The sequence below is a fragment of the Ruminococcus difficilis genome (genome assembly GCF_016680995.1).
Genome location: NZ_JAEQMG010000108.1, coordinates 1 through 14,108, shown reverse-complemented (window position 1 = coordinate 14,108; position 14,108 = coordinate 1). Strand labels below are relative to the sequence as shown.

The following is a 14,108-nucleotide window of genomic DNA, read 5'->3' as shown; positions in this document are numbered from 1 at the left end:
GCGGGCTACTGCCGTATCTCCGTTGACGAGGAGCAGAACCGCGACAACACCTCCATCGAGAACCAAAAGGCAATCATTGAGGATTATGTCCGGCAGAAATTTCCCGGCAGCAGTCTGACCTTCTATGAAGACCGCGACCGCTCTGGCTACACCTTTGAGCAGCGCGAGGGCTACCAGAAGATGCGCAAACAGCTTCTCTCCCATAAGCTTGACATTCTGATCGTCAAGGACTTCTCCCGATTCTCGCGCCGCAACAGCCGCGGCTTGGTGGAGCTGGAGGACTTGCGCGACTACGGCGTTCGCATCATCTCCATCGGCGACGGCATCGACTTTCCGAACGACGACGACTGGCTGAAGATACAGTTCCAGTTCCTCATCAACGAAATGCCCGTCACCGATACCTCGAAAAAGGTGCGCTCGGTCGTCAAGCGCCGTCAGCATGACGGCAAGTGGATCTGCGCCGCACCTTACGGCTACATCATCAATGCGCGGCAGGAATTTGAAATCGTCCCCACCGAAGCAGAGATCGTTCGCAAAATCTTCCGCCTCTATCAAAGCGGCATGGGCTATATGAAAATCGCTAATACCCTGACCGACGATGGGATTCCCACGCCGCGTATGTCTGAGCGTCAGCGCAAAGAAGCCGAGGGCAAGGAATATAAACGCAAGGTGAACTCCGCATGGTCGATCGTGACAGTACAGGGAATTCTGGAAAACGACTTCTACATCGGCACCATGCGATCGAGCAAATACACGCGCAAGAAAATCAACGGCAAGGACGTCAAGCTCGACGAGAGCGAACATATCGTGATCGAAAACCACCATCAGGCGATCATCGGCTACCGCGAATTCGCCACGGTGCGAGCGCTGATGGAGAGCCGCTCCAAGGGCAACTACCGCGGTCAGAAAAAATACGACAACGTATACTCGGGCTTCCTCGAATGCGGCGACTGCGGCAGTCCGATGTTCGCCATGAGCCGTGCTGACCTGAAGGACGCCTACCGCTGCGGCACCTACCACCGGCGCGGCTTGAAGGGCTGCACAAGCCACCACATCCGCGTGGAAGACCTCGATGAAATCCTGAAAACCTATCTCCAAATGGTGAAGGACAACTCCACGGAAATGCTGACGCAGCTAAACGCCGACCTCGCCAAGGAAGCGGAGGACATGAAGGAGCAGGACAGAAGCGAGGAAAACCTTGAGGAAATCCTGCTCGACCTGCAGGGGGAGCTGAAAGCGACCAAGCGTCAGCGCATCCGCGACATCATGAAGCACCCCGACCAAGAGGAAATGCTCGAGGAAACCTACGACGAATTGGAGGACGATCTCACGCGGCGAATCGCGGGAATACAAAATCAGATCGACCTCACGGTTGACAGAAGAAATACCATCATCAGGGTAAACCGCACGGCAAAGCTCGCGCTCGAGGTATTCGACGACATACTCAACAAGGACAAGCTCGACCGCAGCGACCTGCAACTGATCATCGAGCGGATCCGCGTGTACGAGGATCACGTTGACGTTCAGCTCAAAGCGGACATCGACAGCCTGCTGCGCTGCGGAACGCTTGCAGAGGATATGGAGGAAGCCGCAAATTTTGATTCAGGCATCATGGATAATTTATCTGTCACACTCGTCTCGAAGGCAAAACGCCAAAAAGACAAGGTCTATGATGTCAATATTATCAGTGACGGTGACCCTCTGGAGATTTACACCGCTACGGACGGTGAGGTTATTTTCAAGAAATACTCGCCTGTAGGTGAGTTGAGCGAATTTGCGGGGCAATATGCCGACGTTATCGCGCGCATAAGCTCTATGCCTACCCTGATTTGCGATACCGACCATGTTATCGCGGCGGCGGGTGTTTCCAAGCGCGAATTTCTTGAGCGGCGTATCAGCTCAATTCTCGAGAGCTACATGGACAACCGCAAAAGCTACGCCGCGACAAACCAGACCCTCGGAAATGTTCAGCCGATCGAGGGCATTGAGCACGACGCGGCGGTCATCTACCCCATTATCGCCTCGGGCGACGTTATGGGCGCTGTGGTTATGCTCACGGGCGAGAGCGCCAAAATCCCGACAGGGGTTGAGATCAAGCTCGCTCAGTCTGCGGCGGCGTTTCTCGGCAAACAAATGGAGAACTAAACACAAAAAAGCGGTACAGCCTGCGCTGTACCGCCTTACTTTTGCTATAAATTATTTATTGAAGATGGACATGATGTCGTAGAAGGTATCGTCCTCGTCATCGGTTGTGTCCTTGGTAGCTCTGGAAGAAGCAGTTGTCTCTGCGGGAGTGTCAACGATAACATTGTCGCTCGGAGCTGCAGCGGGCTGTTCGCCTACGCCGCCAAATCCTGTAGCGATAACGGTTACGCTCATCTCATCGTTCATCTTGTCGTCGATAACGGCACCCCAGATGATGTTCGCATCCTCGCTTACCTTGTCCTTGATCATGGTAGCGGCGGTGTCGATATCCTCGAGGCTGATGTCTGAGGAAGCGGTGATGTTGATAATTACGCCCTTGGCGCCGTCGATCGAGGTCTCAAGCAGCGGAGAGGAAATTGCCTTTGTAGCGGCGATCTTCGCCTTGTCCTTGCCGGAAGCCTTGCCCATACCCATGTGAGCATTGCCTGCGTCCTTCATTACGGAGGTAACGTCCGCGAAGTCGAGGTTGATCAGACCGGGAAGAAGGATCAGGTCGGAAATACTCTGAACACCCTGTCTGAGAACGTCGTCTGACATTTCAAACGCGTTGAGAAGTGTAATGGTTGTATCAGAAACCTTCTTGAGGCCCTCGTTAGGAACGATGATAAGAGAGTCAACGCAGGGAGTGAGCTCAGCGATACCCTGCTCAGCCTGGGTCATTCTCTTCTTGCCCTCAAATGCGAAGGGCTTTGTTACTACGCCGACGGTGAGGATACCGAGATCCTTAGCGATTTTGGCGATAACGGGAGCAGCGCCTGTACCTGTGCCGCCGCCCATACCTGCGGTTACGAATACCATGTCTGTGTCCTTGAGAAGCGCTGCGATCTCGTCCTTGCTCTCCTCAGCGGCGCTCTGGCCGATTGCGGGATTAGCGCCCGCACCCTTACCTCTTGTCAGCTTCTCGCCGATGTGTATCTTCTGCGTAGCCTTTGAAAGACGGAGCACAGGCTCGTCGGTGTTGACCGCGATGAACTCTACGTTCTTGATACCTGTGGTAACCATTCTGTTGACAGCGTTGCCGCCGCCTCCGCCTACGCCTATTACTTTAATTTTCGGGGTGTACTCATTTTCCAGTTCCAGCTCAAAAGCCATTTTGTTGTCCTCCTTAACGCAATCTTATCTATCACAGAAAAGTGCCTAATTTCGTATTTTACATACTTATGTTACTATATTATCACACTATTATAAAAATATCAATGGTTTTTAGGGTATTTTTTAAGTAATAAATTTTTGTTTTTCGGGTCTAGTACTCGGGAACCTCACCGTCGTAGCCGTTATTCTGAGAACCGCCGCCGTCATAGCCGCCGTTATCATAACCGCCTTCGCCATTGTTGTCGTTCCAGTCGGTGTTGTTGTCGTCGCTCCACTCGTCGGAATTATCCTCCCAGTTGTAGACGCCGTACAAGCCGTACAAATCGTCGGAATAGTCGCCCCAGTCTGTGCCGTCACCCGAACCGTCGGCAGGCGCTGTTGTCGATGGAACAGAGCCCGAGGTCGCCATGGTCGCCTGATGAACCGTCGCCGCGGGAACGTAGTGCGACATCTTGTTCTTGGCGCAGGTGGAAACGTCGAGATTGCCGTAAACCTGACCTGTGTGGTTAGGGTCTAGCTTCTTGTCGATGATTGCCTGCGCTGTACGCAGCTTGTAGTCAAGATCCTCAGCGACGCCGACGTTTATTTTTATCCTGCCCTCGTAGTCGAGGGTGATAGCCGTGGTATCCGTAACGTCGAAGCCGACAATGCCGGTGAACGAATTGTCCGAAAGGCTATTAGCTACGGTGTTGAGCAGATCGGGTACCGACGGGTCGTCAAACTTGATATACTCGCCGACTTCTTTGCCCGTGACCTCGCCGCAAATCAGCTCGGGAAGTCCGTCGGGCTTTGTTTCCGTGCGCTCGAGCACTCTGCCCTTCGCGCTGATGAGAAGGTAATTGTTGCCCTCCGTCATGTAGTACGCCGGAACGGCGTCGGTGATTGTAATGGTGATGGTGTCGGGTATATTGAAATCGACGCGGGCGTCCTCAACATAGGCAAAGTTGTCGATAATATCCTGCGGTGTGCTGTTCATCTTCGAAATGAAGATGTTCTGCTGCAGTGAAACGTTGCTGTAACTGATGATCTGGTCGTCATAATAGTATGAGCAGCCCTCGACGATGATATTCTCTGTTTTGAAAAGTACCGTGAAGCTGAGTATCACGCCGATAGCGATTACCGCGAGCAATATCGCCGACATTATCAGAATGCGGCGAATACGAATCTGCTTGCTGGTCATCGGCTTTTTGTTGCGGCGGATAGTCTCGGTTTCCTGCTTGCGGATAACCTGAGCGCGTCTTTCGCGGCGCTGCTTCTCGCTGTACTCGTCTATGTAATAGCCGTCCTCAAAGTCCTGGGGCTTGAGGTTGCGGATCTTTTCCTCGCTCTCGCGGCGGAATTTCTCCTCACGGCTGATTTTTTGAAATTTAGCGGTCTTGCCCGAATTTACCGCTTCCTCGATTTTGCTCGCGGAAGGCTTTGCGGGCTTTTCGTCTTTTTGCTTTTTGGATTTTGAAGAGGATTTTTTCGCCCGTTTTTCCTGCTCCTTATGGAACTTCTGCGCCTGCTTCGCGTTTTCCTTGCGCTGGCGTGCGAGCTCCTTTTTCTCTTTTGAGCTGAGTGCCATGGGCATACCTCCTTTTTCTCAGAATTCCTTCTTAAACCTTTTTTATGTCCGCCCCGAGGGACGAGAGAACCAGATCGAAGTCCTCGTATCCGCGCTCGAGGTAGCGGACTCCGCCGATCGACGTGCTGCCCTCGGCACATAACGCCGCCGTGACAAGCGCCGCGGCTCCTCTCAGATCAGTTGCCTCCACCGCCGCGCCGTAGAGCCTTGGAACGCCCTCGACGACGGCAACCTTGCCCTCTGTCCTCACAGCCGCGCCCATTCGCGCAAGCTCGGGGATATGGCGGTAGCGGTTCTCAAATATGTTCTCGATAAAGACCGTTGTGCCGTCCGCTGCGCAAGCCGCCGCCATCAGCGGAGCCTGGGCGTCCGTCGGGAACCCGGGATACGGCATGGTGCGAACGATCCGCATTGAGCGCAGGCGCTTCGGCGCTTTTAGCCTGATATCGCGGTCGGTGAGATTTACGCGGCAGCCGCCCTCCTCAAGGACGGGAATCACCGCGCCGAGATGGCTCGCGACAGCGTCCCTGAGGACGATCTCCGAGCCTGTGACCGCTGCGCAGGACATTAGCGTCGCCGCGACGATACGGTCGGGAATGATAGTGTGTGCCGCGCTGTGGAGCGAGGATACGCCCTCAATGACGATGACTCCCTCGCCCGCGCCGTAGATTTCGGCGCCGCATTTGTTTAAGTAATCGGCAAGGTCGCGGATCTCAGGCTCCCTCGCCGCGTTTGATATCGTTGTCGTTCCGCCCGCGAGAGCGGCGGCAATCATCACGTCCTCTGTCGCGCCCACACTCGGGAACGACAGCGCGATTTTTGCTCCGCGCAGTCCGTAAGGCGCTCTGCATTCGAGCACGCCGTGCTTTTCCTCAATCTCCGCGCCGAGCTCGCGCAGCGCCTTGAGGTGCATATCTATCGGACGCGGGCCGATTTCGCAGCCGCCCGGGAAGCTCAGCCTCGCCCTGCCCGTTCTCGCGAGCACCGCCCCGAGAAAAACTATGGAGCTGCGTGTTCTCCGCATGAGCGAATCGGGTATTTCCGACTGATTAACCCCGTCGCAGTTGATAAGCAGCGCGCCGTCGCTTCGCTGAGCCTTTCCGCCGAGATAGCGCAGGATCGCGCACGACGCCTCGACGTCAGAGAGCCGCGGACAGTTGAAGATAACGTTCTCGCCCTTGGTCAGCAGGGTCGCCGCGATGATCGGGAGAGCGCTGTTTTTTGCGCCCTGAACAGATACCTCGCCCTCGAGCCGCTGCCGTCCTGCAATCAATAACCTTGACATACTGACACCCTCTTTTCAAGAATACAGTATATCATATGTCATTTTGCGGGGTTCGTGAGTGGTTTTACTTTGTGTTTCCGAGCGTCTTTTTTACGATCGCGTAGATTCGCTCGCCGGCGTTGGTGATAGCCATACGCTTCGCGCACTCGCTGTATTTTTTTAGCTTTTCGCGGTCTGAGAGCATCGCGTCGACCTTCTTGGTCAGCAGCTCGCCCGTAAGCTCGCTCTCCTCAATCAGCTCCGCCGCGCCCGCGTTGACAAGCGCCATTGCGTTGTGGTACTGATGATTTTCCGCTACGTTCGGCGAGGGAATCAGGATCGCGGGCTTGCCCATCGCCTGAAGCTCACTTAGCGTGATCGCGCCCGCGCGGCAGATAACGAGGTCAGCCGCCGCCATGCATTCGGGCATATTGTCGATATACGGTCTTATGTCAATGTTCGGAGCCTTGCTCAGATCGGCGCCCTTCTCCTCGACAAGCGACGGGAAGAAGCTTCCGAACTTTCCGTAGGCATGAATGTGCTGATATCTGCCGTCAATTCCGCTGCGCGCTACGATATCGGCAACGGCCTCGTTGACCTTCTGAGCGCCGAGACTTCCGCCGAAGGAAAGCACAACGGGACGCTGGTCAAGACCGAGCTTTTCGCGCGATTGTTCCTTGTCGGCTGTGAGAATCTCGCCGCGGACGGGGTTGCCGGTTACGACAACGTCAGCGTCCGGGAAGTACTTCTTCGCCGCCTCAACCGCGAGCATTACCTTCTTGACGCGCTTGCTCAGCAGCTTGTTCGTGATGCCGGGATAGGCGTTCTGCTCGTGGATAAGACAGGGAATGCCCATTCTCGCCGCCGTTCGGACGACGGGTCCCGAGACGTAGCCGCCCGTGCCGATACAGATATCGGGATCAAATTCTCTGATGATTTTCTTTGCCTGAGCCGAGGACGAAACGGTTCTGCCGAGAGTCCTGATGTTCTCGACCGCCGCCTTTGGCTTGAGGCTGCGCTTGAAGCCGCTGATCGTGATGGACTTGATTTCAAAGCCCGCCTGCGGTACAAGACGCTGTTCCATGCCGCCCCGGTTGCCGATAAAAAGGAACTGTGTGTCGGGACGCATTGTTTTGATATAGCCAGCGATGGCGAGAGCAGGATTGATGTGACCCGCCGTACCGCCGCCCGCGAGTAAAACTTTCATAGGAACCTCCAAAATTACTGCCGTTCAATATTTGCCGTTCTCGAAATCGAGAGCACAATGCCCATCTGCGCCAAAAGCATGATCAGCGAGGAGCCGCCGTAGCTGAAGAACGGGAGGCTGATACCCGTGTTCGGGAGCCAGTCGGTGATAACGAGAATGTTGAGGACGACCTGAATGCCGATCTGCGAGGTCAATCCGATACCGAGCAGCTTTCCGAATTTATCCTTTGAACGCAGCGAGAGAGTGATTCCTCTCCATACGAGCAGAGCAAAAATCAGGAGGATGATCGCCGCGCCGATAAGTCCAAGCTCCTCGACGACTATCGCGAAGATGAAGTCGTTCTGCGGTTCGGGCAGATAGAGGTACTTCTGGCGCGACTGTCCGAGGCCGAGTCCCCACAAGCCGCCCGAGCCTATCGCGTAGAGCGAGTTTCGGGTCTGCCATGTGGTTTGCCACATCTCCTCGGTTGTGTATTCGAGCGCCTGACCCCAGCCGTCCATTCGGCTCATAGCGTAGCTCAGACCGCCCGTCACCGCGAGCACAAGCACCAAACCGCCGAGGATTACTCCGCCGATAAGCAGGTACTTTGTTTTCATTCCGCCGATATAGAGCATCAGTACGGTGAGCATACCGATGATTACGATACCCGAGTAGTGCGGCTCAAGAAACAGCAGCATCGCGATCGAGCCGAATACAATGATGCCCGGCAGCACGCTGAACTTCGCGAGCTGCATCTTGTCGTAGTACTTGCTCGCCCAGTGTGCGAAGAACAGGATAACCGCGAATTTCGCGATCTCTGAGGGCTGGATATTGAACATGCCCAGAGGTATCCAGCGCTTTACGCCGCCGTCGCCCGCGGGAAGCACGAGTACCGCAAGCAGACAGACATACGCTATGCCGAGTACGAGCGGCGCTATCTTGTGGAGCTTGTTGTAGTTGAAAAAGGACATTACGCCCATGGCGATTATGCCGACTACGACGAATATCAGCTGACGGATAAGGAAGTAGTAGCTGTCGCTCTGGGTGTAGTAGGCGAAGGCGTAGCTCGCCGAGAACATCATGATCGTTCCTATTGTCAGCAGAACGAGCAGGATTATGCAGAACGGCAGGTCTATTCCCATGCCGATCCCGAACCACTTGGCGTTCTTCATCTTGCGCTGACGCGACGGTCTGATGAAGAGCTTCTCCTTCTTCGCCGCCTGCGACGCCTTGTACTCATCGTCATAGATGCGGTTAACGTCGCCCTTATATAGTAATTTTCTGTTTGGAGCCATTGCTTACCTCCAAAGGAATTGTAGTAGTTATTATCATACTCCGAAGAGAACCAGCAGGAACGAGCCCGCGCCGAAGAGAGCGGTTACCGCGCTGAATACGGCGACGATCTTGACCTCGCTCCAGCCGCACATCTCAAAGTGGTGATGAATCGGGCTCATCTTAAAGAGGCGTTTGCCGTGGGTGAGCTTGAAGTAGCCGACCTGCAGCATAACCGAGAACATCTCGCAGAGATAGACGATGCCGAGCGGCAGAAGGAGTATCGGCATATTGACCGCGAACGCAAGCGCGCACACGATGCCGCCGAGGAAGAGCGAGCCTGTGTCGCCCATGAATACCTTCGCGGGGTGGAAGTTCCATACCAAAAATCCGAGGCAGGCTCCCGCTATAGCCGCGCTGACGGCGGTGATGCCGAGAGAATAGAGCTTGCTTGCGATAAGCATGAAGCTGACGGCGACGAAGAATGTGATCGAGCCGTCGAGGCCGTCTACGCCGTCGGTGAGGTTGACTGCGTTAACTACGCCGACGATCACGATTGCCGCGATGATATAATAGAAGAATCCGAGGTCGACAGAGCCGACGAAGGGAATGATAGTTGAAGTGCCGTAGCCCGCGATTCCGAGGGTCGCGAGATATGCTCCCGCAACCGCAAACTGTAAAACGAGCTTCTGAATGGCGGTGAGTCCGAGGTTGCGCTTCTTGACTACCTTTGTGTAGTCGTCGATAAAGCCTATCAGACCGTTGGCGAGCGCAAGTCCGAGACCTGCGAAGATGAAAGTGACCTCGCGGCTGATGTCCGAGAAGTAGGTCTCGATGAAGCCCGAGCCCGTGAGCATGTAAACCACGGTGCTGATAACCGAAACCGCAACGATGGCGATGATGAACATGATACCGCCCATGATGGGAGTACCCTGCTTGCTCTTGTGCCACTTGGGGCCTTCCTCAAGGATCGTCTGTCCGAAGTTGAGCTTGTGGAGGAAGGGAATCAGAAACTTTCCCGTCACAGCCGAAATCAGGAAGGCAGCAATCGCCGCGCAAAACGTCCATATTCCGTATACTAACATATTTACCGTTCCTTTCATTTTCGCTTATATGACAAATAATCTCAGAATAAATTGCTTAGTCGCTGTTGCCGTCGCTGGTGTTCGCCGCGAAGGTGACGCTGACGACCGTGCCTCTGGCAACCTCAGCGCCTTCCGCGATGCTCTGTGCAACCGCGACGCCGCCCGAGCTGACAGCGCCCGAGTAGCTGACGTTCAGTCCCGCCTGAAGTGCGACGCTGTTCGCCTCGTAGGCCGCGCAGCCGAGGAAGCTCGGCACAGTGACCTTTTCGGGCTGGTTGCCCTCGGTGTAGAGCACGACGTTCGAGCCTGCCGCAACCTGTGAGGATACCGTCGGGATCTGAGAGAGCACCGTCGAGCCCGAGCCGATCACGGTGGCGATGAAGCCGTCCGCCTCAGCCTTCTTGAGCGCCTCGTCAACAGAGAGGGTGGTGTAGTCGCCCATGCTGACGTTAAGGTACGCGAGATCCTCGTCGGAGTAGTCCGTCTTGACCTCGAGGTACGGAAGCAGCTCCGTCATGATATTGATGAAGATAGGCGCCGCGATCTGCGAGCCGTAGTACGCTCCGCCGTCGGGAGTGTCGAGGAAAACAAGCAGCGCGATCTGCGGGTCGTCTGTGGGAGCGATTCCGCAGAAGGACGAGATGTAGTCCTTCTCAAAGGAGCTCTGCTTCTTTTCAACGCCGATTTTCTCGGAGGTACCGGTCTTGCCGCCCGTCTTGTAGCCGGCTACGTAGCCGCCCGAAGCGCCGTTGACCTCGGGATACGCCGCGAGCATCTCGCACATTTTCTTTGAGGTCTCGTTGGAGATGACCTGGCGCTTGACCTTCTTCTCCATCGTCTTTACGACGTTGCCCTTGGAGTCGGTGATCTTTGAAACGACGTAGGGCTGGAGAACATAACCGCCGTTGCAGACAGCCGCGCAGGCGGTGATCATGCTGAGCGGAGTGATGTTGAAGTTCTGTCCGAAGGACGCAACCGCGAGGTCGACCATACCCATCTGACCCTCGGGCCAGAAGCTGTCGTCCGCCTCACCGGGGAGGTCGATGCCCGACTTCTCGGAGAAGCCGAAGGCTGTATAGTAGTCGCGGAACTTATCTATTCCTACGAGCTGACCGATCTGAATGAATGCGGGGTTGCAGGAATGGCAGAAGGATTCGAGGAAGGTCTGGGTGCCGTGACCCGAGGTTACCGAACAGCCGATATCGTAGTCCTCGACGCGCATATAGCCGCCGCAGGTGAAGCGTGAGCTGTCGGTGATCTTACCCTCCTCAAGCGCCATTGAAGCGGTACACATCTTGAATACCGAACCGGGCATGTATGTATCCGCAACGCACTTGTTTCGCCACATCGCCGCGAGGGACTTGCTCTCCTCGGCGTCCTGCTCCTTCTCGGGAAGCTCCTTTATCTTGAGCTCCGTTTCCGCGGGAAGCGTGTACGGGTCGTTGAGGTTGTAGCCGTTGGCGGTGACCATAGCGAGGATAGCGGCCGTGTTTACGTCCATCGCGATACAGACGCCGCGATTGAGTACGTTGTTGTCGATGATTGCCTGAGCCATGTGCTTTTCGCAGATGCTCTGGATCCCCTCGTCGATCGTGAGGTAGATATTTTTTCCGTCCTCGCTCTCGACGTTCTGCTCAAACTGGAAGGGCATGTTGGTGCCGCGCGCGTTTTTGGCGGTGACGATTCGTCCCGGGGTGCCCGAGAGGTAGTCGTCGTATTTGTACTCTACACCCTCAAGTCCCTGTTCGTCCGCGCCCGTAAAGCCGATTACGCAGGAGGCGAGGTCGTCCTTGGGGTAGTAGCGCTTGTAGTCGTCGAGGAGCTGGATAACAGCGCCGCAGTTGTAGTCCTTGCTGAGCTTTTCCTGCAGCTCCATGACCTGGTCGCGCTGCTCAACCTCGATTTTGCGCTTGACGACGGTGTAGTAATTCTGCTGCTTGGTCTTTTCGAGGACGTTCTCGTAGTCCAGACCGAGGATCTCCGACAGACCCTTTGCCGCCGCCTGACGCTGCTCGTCGTTCTCGAAGTTGATAGGCGCGAGCACGACCTGCCACACCGAGGCGCTCTCCGCGAGGGTAGTGCCCTTCGCGTCGTAAATCGAGCCGCGCTTTGCGGTGAGGACGGTATCGCTGAGCTGCTGGCTGACAGCCTTCTCCTGCAGCTCGCTGCCCTGAACCATCGTCAGAAAGGACAGGCGCAGAAGCGTCGCGCCGAAACCGACGACGAGTATCAGTATAATGAGAACCGCCGTTCTCTGGCGCAGCCGCTGGTTTGGACCCTTGTCGGCACGCTTTTTGGGTGGTGTTGATTTCTTCTTGTTATCTTCCAAAATATACTCCTTCCACCGCAATCATATATCATTTACCCGCAAAATATCGGGAGAATTCTGCATTTTGCATTTGCCCTCTATAAACAAGGAAAAGAGCCAAGACATTTTAAGCCTTAACTCTCATTCTGATTTGTCAGTTCATTATATTTAATTTCAATGAATGTTATGACCAAAGATTTTTAATTGATTCGATAAACTGGGTGAAAATATTCTCACTCTTCTGAACGCTCACCTCTGCTTTGTCGCCGCCCTCGAGAGAGATAAACTCCTTCTGTGCGTTAGAGGCTTTGGTCATGCCGAGCGAAGCAGCGTACTTCTCAATCTCAGCGTTTGAGAGATTGGCTTCGAGCTTCATCTGGTTCTGGGTATAAATGCTCTGGGTATCCTCGAGGGTCTCCTGAGCGGAAATGATCTGCTGGTTGAGCTCTGTGAGCTGTACCTGGCCGACGATGATGAAACCGATGATCACGGTGACTACCGCCGCGCTTACGCCGCCGAGCAGAAGCTTGAAAGGATTATGCTTACGGCGTCTTGCCTTGAGCTTGTCCTCCTCGGAAAACTCGACTACATTATTTTTAACTTTTTTCTTAGGCTTTTTGACGGGTTCTTCCTCGCGGCGCTTGGGAGCGGCTGAGGAGTATGTATTTTCCTCGTCAAAAAGTGTTAAGTCATAAGCAGCATTATTATTGTATGCCATTGGATTGCACCTTATGCCTTTCTCTATACAAAATTTTCACAAAACACACTATTTCGCCGAACTTTTCAAAATAATACGGCAATTTAATTCTTTCAAATCAAAAAGTTTCAAAATTTTAACAATTTGATTTCAGAAATCACACACAATCTGTCCGAAATTACGGTTTCAAGCCGTTTTTACCGGATATTTAGTCATAACAGCTTTGTAAATCACAAGCGGTTGTAGCTGTAATATTATTTACAGTTTTGTTATATTTTACACCAAAATACCGCGTTTGTCCATAGCTGAGAAGAAAAAACTTAAATTTTTTCGCATATTCTCAACTTTGCACTCCTCGCTCTGGGGTTTTCTGTCAATTCTGTTTCATTTGCACAAACGGGTTTTTTATTGACTAATTTTGCTTTTGGGGTGTTTCCGCAGACGCAGACCGGGAAGTCCTTGGGGCATGTGCAGCCCCTGCACCACTGAGCCATCTGCTGCTTCACTATCCTGTCCTCGAGCGAATGGAAGGTGATAACAGCAAGCCTTCCGCCGCTGTCCAAAAGCTCAAACGCGTTCTCAAGTCCGCGCGACAGCTCTCCGAGCTCGTCGTTTACCGCGATGCGTATCGCCTGAAATGTCTTTCGCGCAGGGTGACCGTCGCGCCTTACCTTCTGCGGCACGTTCGCCTTGACGATTTCGGCGAGCTCAAACGTCGTTTCGAGCGGCTTTTGCTCACGGGCGGCGATTATTCCCTTAGCGATAGAGCCGGCGTATTTCTCCTCGCCGTACTCAAACAAAATCCTGCGCAGCTCCTCATACGGCAGGGTGTTTACAAGCTCAGCCGCCGTCGTACCCTTCTGGCTCATGCGCATATCGAGCGGCGCGTCCTCGTGAAATGAAAATCCTCTTTCAGCTGTGTCAAGCTGATGTGAGGAAACGCCGATATCGAGCAGCACTCCGTCGACCCTGTAGAGCTTTCTCTGCGCGAGCAGCTCGCGCATATCCCCGTAGTTTCCCTTGACGATGATCGAATTCTCGTTCTTTGCGAAACGCTTTGTAAGCGTCTGAATCGCGTCGGGGTCGCGGTCGATCGAGATCAGTGTGCCGCCGCGGAGGCGTTTGAGTATCTCGCTCGAATGACCGCCTCCGCCCGCAGTTCCGTCCACATATATTCCGTTTTCTTTTATTGCGAGTCCTTCGATTGCTTCTTCGAGCAGGACGGGCTTGTGGGAAAAATCCATAACGCCTCCTAGAACACGAAGTTCTCCAGCGCCTCTTCAAGCACCGGCTGCTGTGACAGCATGAACTCGTCATATACCTCTCTGCTCCAGATCTCGATTCTTGTGTCCATTCCCAGCACAAGCGCCTCGCCCTCGATTTTGGCGATCTTGCGCAGAGCTGGAGGAATCACGAACCGTCCCTGAGCATT

Annotated in this window: 10 protein-coding genes and 1 pseudogene; 1 reads left to right on the top strand and 10 read right to left on the bottom strand. The window is 54.4% G+C overall.

All coding sequences use genetic code 11. The annotated features are described in order from the left end of the window. Window positions 1-2,145 (top strand): stage V sporulation T C-terminal domain-containing protein (locus tag JKK62_RS10505; protein WP_201427853.1); only part of this gene is annotated, 2,145 nt, incomplete at its 5' end. 51 nt (window positions 2,146-2,196) lie between these two features. Here the strand turns inward: JKK62_RS10505 and ftsZ are convergent. The 10 genes and pseudogenes from ftsZ to JKK62_RS10455 form a co-directional block, all read right to left on the bottom strand. Then, window positions 2,197-3,297, bottom strand: coding sequence for a cell division protein FtsZ (ftsZ, locus tag JKK62_RS10500; RefSeq protein ID WP_201427852.1), 1,101 nt, complete (start codon window positions 3,295-3,297; stop codon window positions 2,197-2,199). A gap of 151 nt (window positions 3,298-3,448) precedes the next feature. Continuing rightward, entirely contained in the window at window positions 3,449-4,864 is a 1,416-nt protein-coding gene (locus JKK62_RS10495; protein WP_201427851.1) for a cell division protein FtsQ/DivIB, read from the bottom strand. A gap of 31 nt (window positions 4,865-4,895) precedes the next feature. After that, window positions 4,896-6,149, bottom strand: a complete 1,254-nt coding sequence (gene murA / locus JKK62_RS10490; RefSeq protein ID WP_201427850.1) for a UDP-N-acetylglucosamine 1-carboxyvinyltransferase — start codon at window positions 6,147-6,149, stop codon at window positions 4,896-4,898. 64 nt (window positions 6,150-6,213) lie between these two features. Continuing rightward, a complete protein-coding gene (gene murG / locus JKK62_RS10485; RefSeq protein ID WP_201427849.1) occupies window positions 6,214-7,335 on the bottom strand; it encodes an undecaprenyldiphospho-muramoylpentapeptide beta-N-acetylglucosaminyltransferase in 1,122 nt (373 codons plus the stop codon). 14 nt (window positions 7,336-7,349) lie between these two features. After that, the gene (locus tag JKK62_RS10480) at window positions 7,350-8,609 is read right to left on the bottom strand and encodes an FtsW/RodA/SpoVE family cell cycle protein (RefSeq protein ID WP_201427848.1); all 1,260 of its coding nucleotides are present in this window, start codon (window positions 8,607-8,609) and stop codon (window positions 7,350-7,352) included. A gap of 33 nt (window positions 8,610-8,642) precedes the next feature. Then, a complete protein-coding gene (mraY, locus tag JKK62_RS10475; RefSeq protein ID WP_201427847.1) occupies window positions 8,643-9,671 on the bottom strand; it encodes a phospho-N-acetylmuramoyl-pentapeptide-transferase in 1,029 nt (342 codons plus the stop codon). Between the two features lie 55 nt (window positions 9,672-9,726). Further along, window positions 9,727-12,000, bottom strand: a complete 2,274-nt coding sequence (locus JKK62_RS10470) for a penicillin-binding transpeptidase domain-containing protein (RefSeq protein ID WP_201427846.1) — start codon at window positions 11,998-12,000, stop codon at window positions 9,727-9,729. Window positions 12,001-12,163: 163 nt separating this feature from the next. Further along, window positions 12,164-12,697: a hypothetical protein gene (locus JKK62_RS10465; protein ID WP_201427845.1), complete on the bottom strand. Its 534-nt coding sequence runs from the start codon at window positions 12,695-12,697 to the stop codon at window positions 12,164-12,166. A gap of 299 nt (window positions 12,698-12,996) precedes the next feature. Beyond that, on the bottom strand, window positions 12,997-13,920 hold the full coding sequence (rsmH, locus tag JKK62_RS10460; protein ID WP_201427844.1) for a 16S rRNA (cytosine(1402)-N(4))-methyltransferase RsmH: 924 nt from the start codon (window positions 13,918-13,920) through the stop codon (window positions 12,997-12,999). An 8-nt stretch (window positions 13,921-13,928) separates the two neighbouring features. Continuing rightward, a pseudogene (locus tag JKK62_RS10455) lies at window positions 13,929-14,108 on the bottom strand (hypothetical protein); the annotation flags it as partial.

What these genes read in the sequence shown, in the direction of transcription:
- ftsZ (WP_201427852.1), bottom strand. Translation starts at nt 3,297, where the DNA reads ATGGCTTTTGAGCTGGAACTGGAAAATGAGTACACCCCGAAAATTAAA.
- JKK62_RS10495 (WP_201427851.1), bottom strand. Translation starts at nt 4,864, where the DNA reads ATGGCACTCAGCTCAAAAGAGAAAAAGGAGCTCGCACGCCAGCGCAAG.
- murA (WP_201427850.1), bottom strand. Translation starts at nt 6,149, where the DNA reads ATGTCAAGGTTATTGATTGCAGGACGGCAGCGGCTCGAGGGCGAGGTA.
- murG (WP_201427849.1), bottom strand. Translation starts at nt 7,335, where the DNA reads ATGAAAGTTTTACTCGCGGGCGGCGGTACGGCGGGTCACATCAATCCT.
- JKK62_RS10480 (WP_201427848.1), bottom strand. Translation starts at nt 8,609, where the DNA reads ATGGCTCCAAACAGAAAATTACTATATAAGGGCGACGTTAACCGCATC.
- mraY (WP_201427847.1), bottom strand. Translation starts at nt 9,671, where the DNA reads ATGTTAGTATACGGAATATGGACGTTTTGCGCGGCGATTGCTGCCTTC.
- JKK62_RS10465 (WP_201427845.1), bottom strand. Translation starts at nt 12,697, where the DNA reads ATGGCATACAATAATAATGCTGCTTATGACTTAACACTTTTTGACGAG.
- rsmH (WP_201427844.1), bottom strand. Translation starts at nt 13,920, where the DNA reads ATGGATTTTTCCCACAAGCCCGTCCTGCTCGAAGAAGCAATCGAAGGA.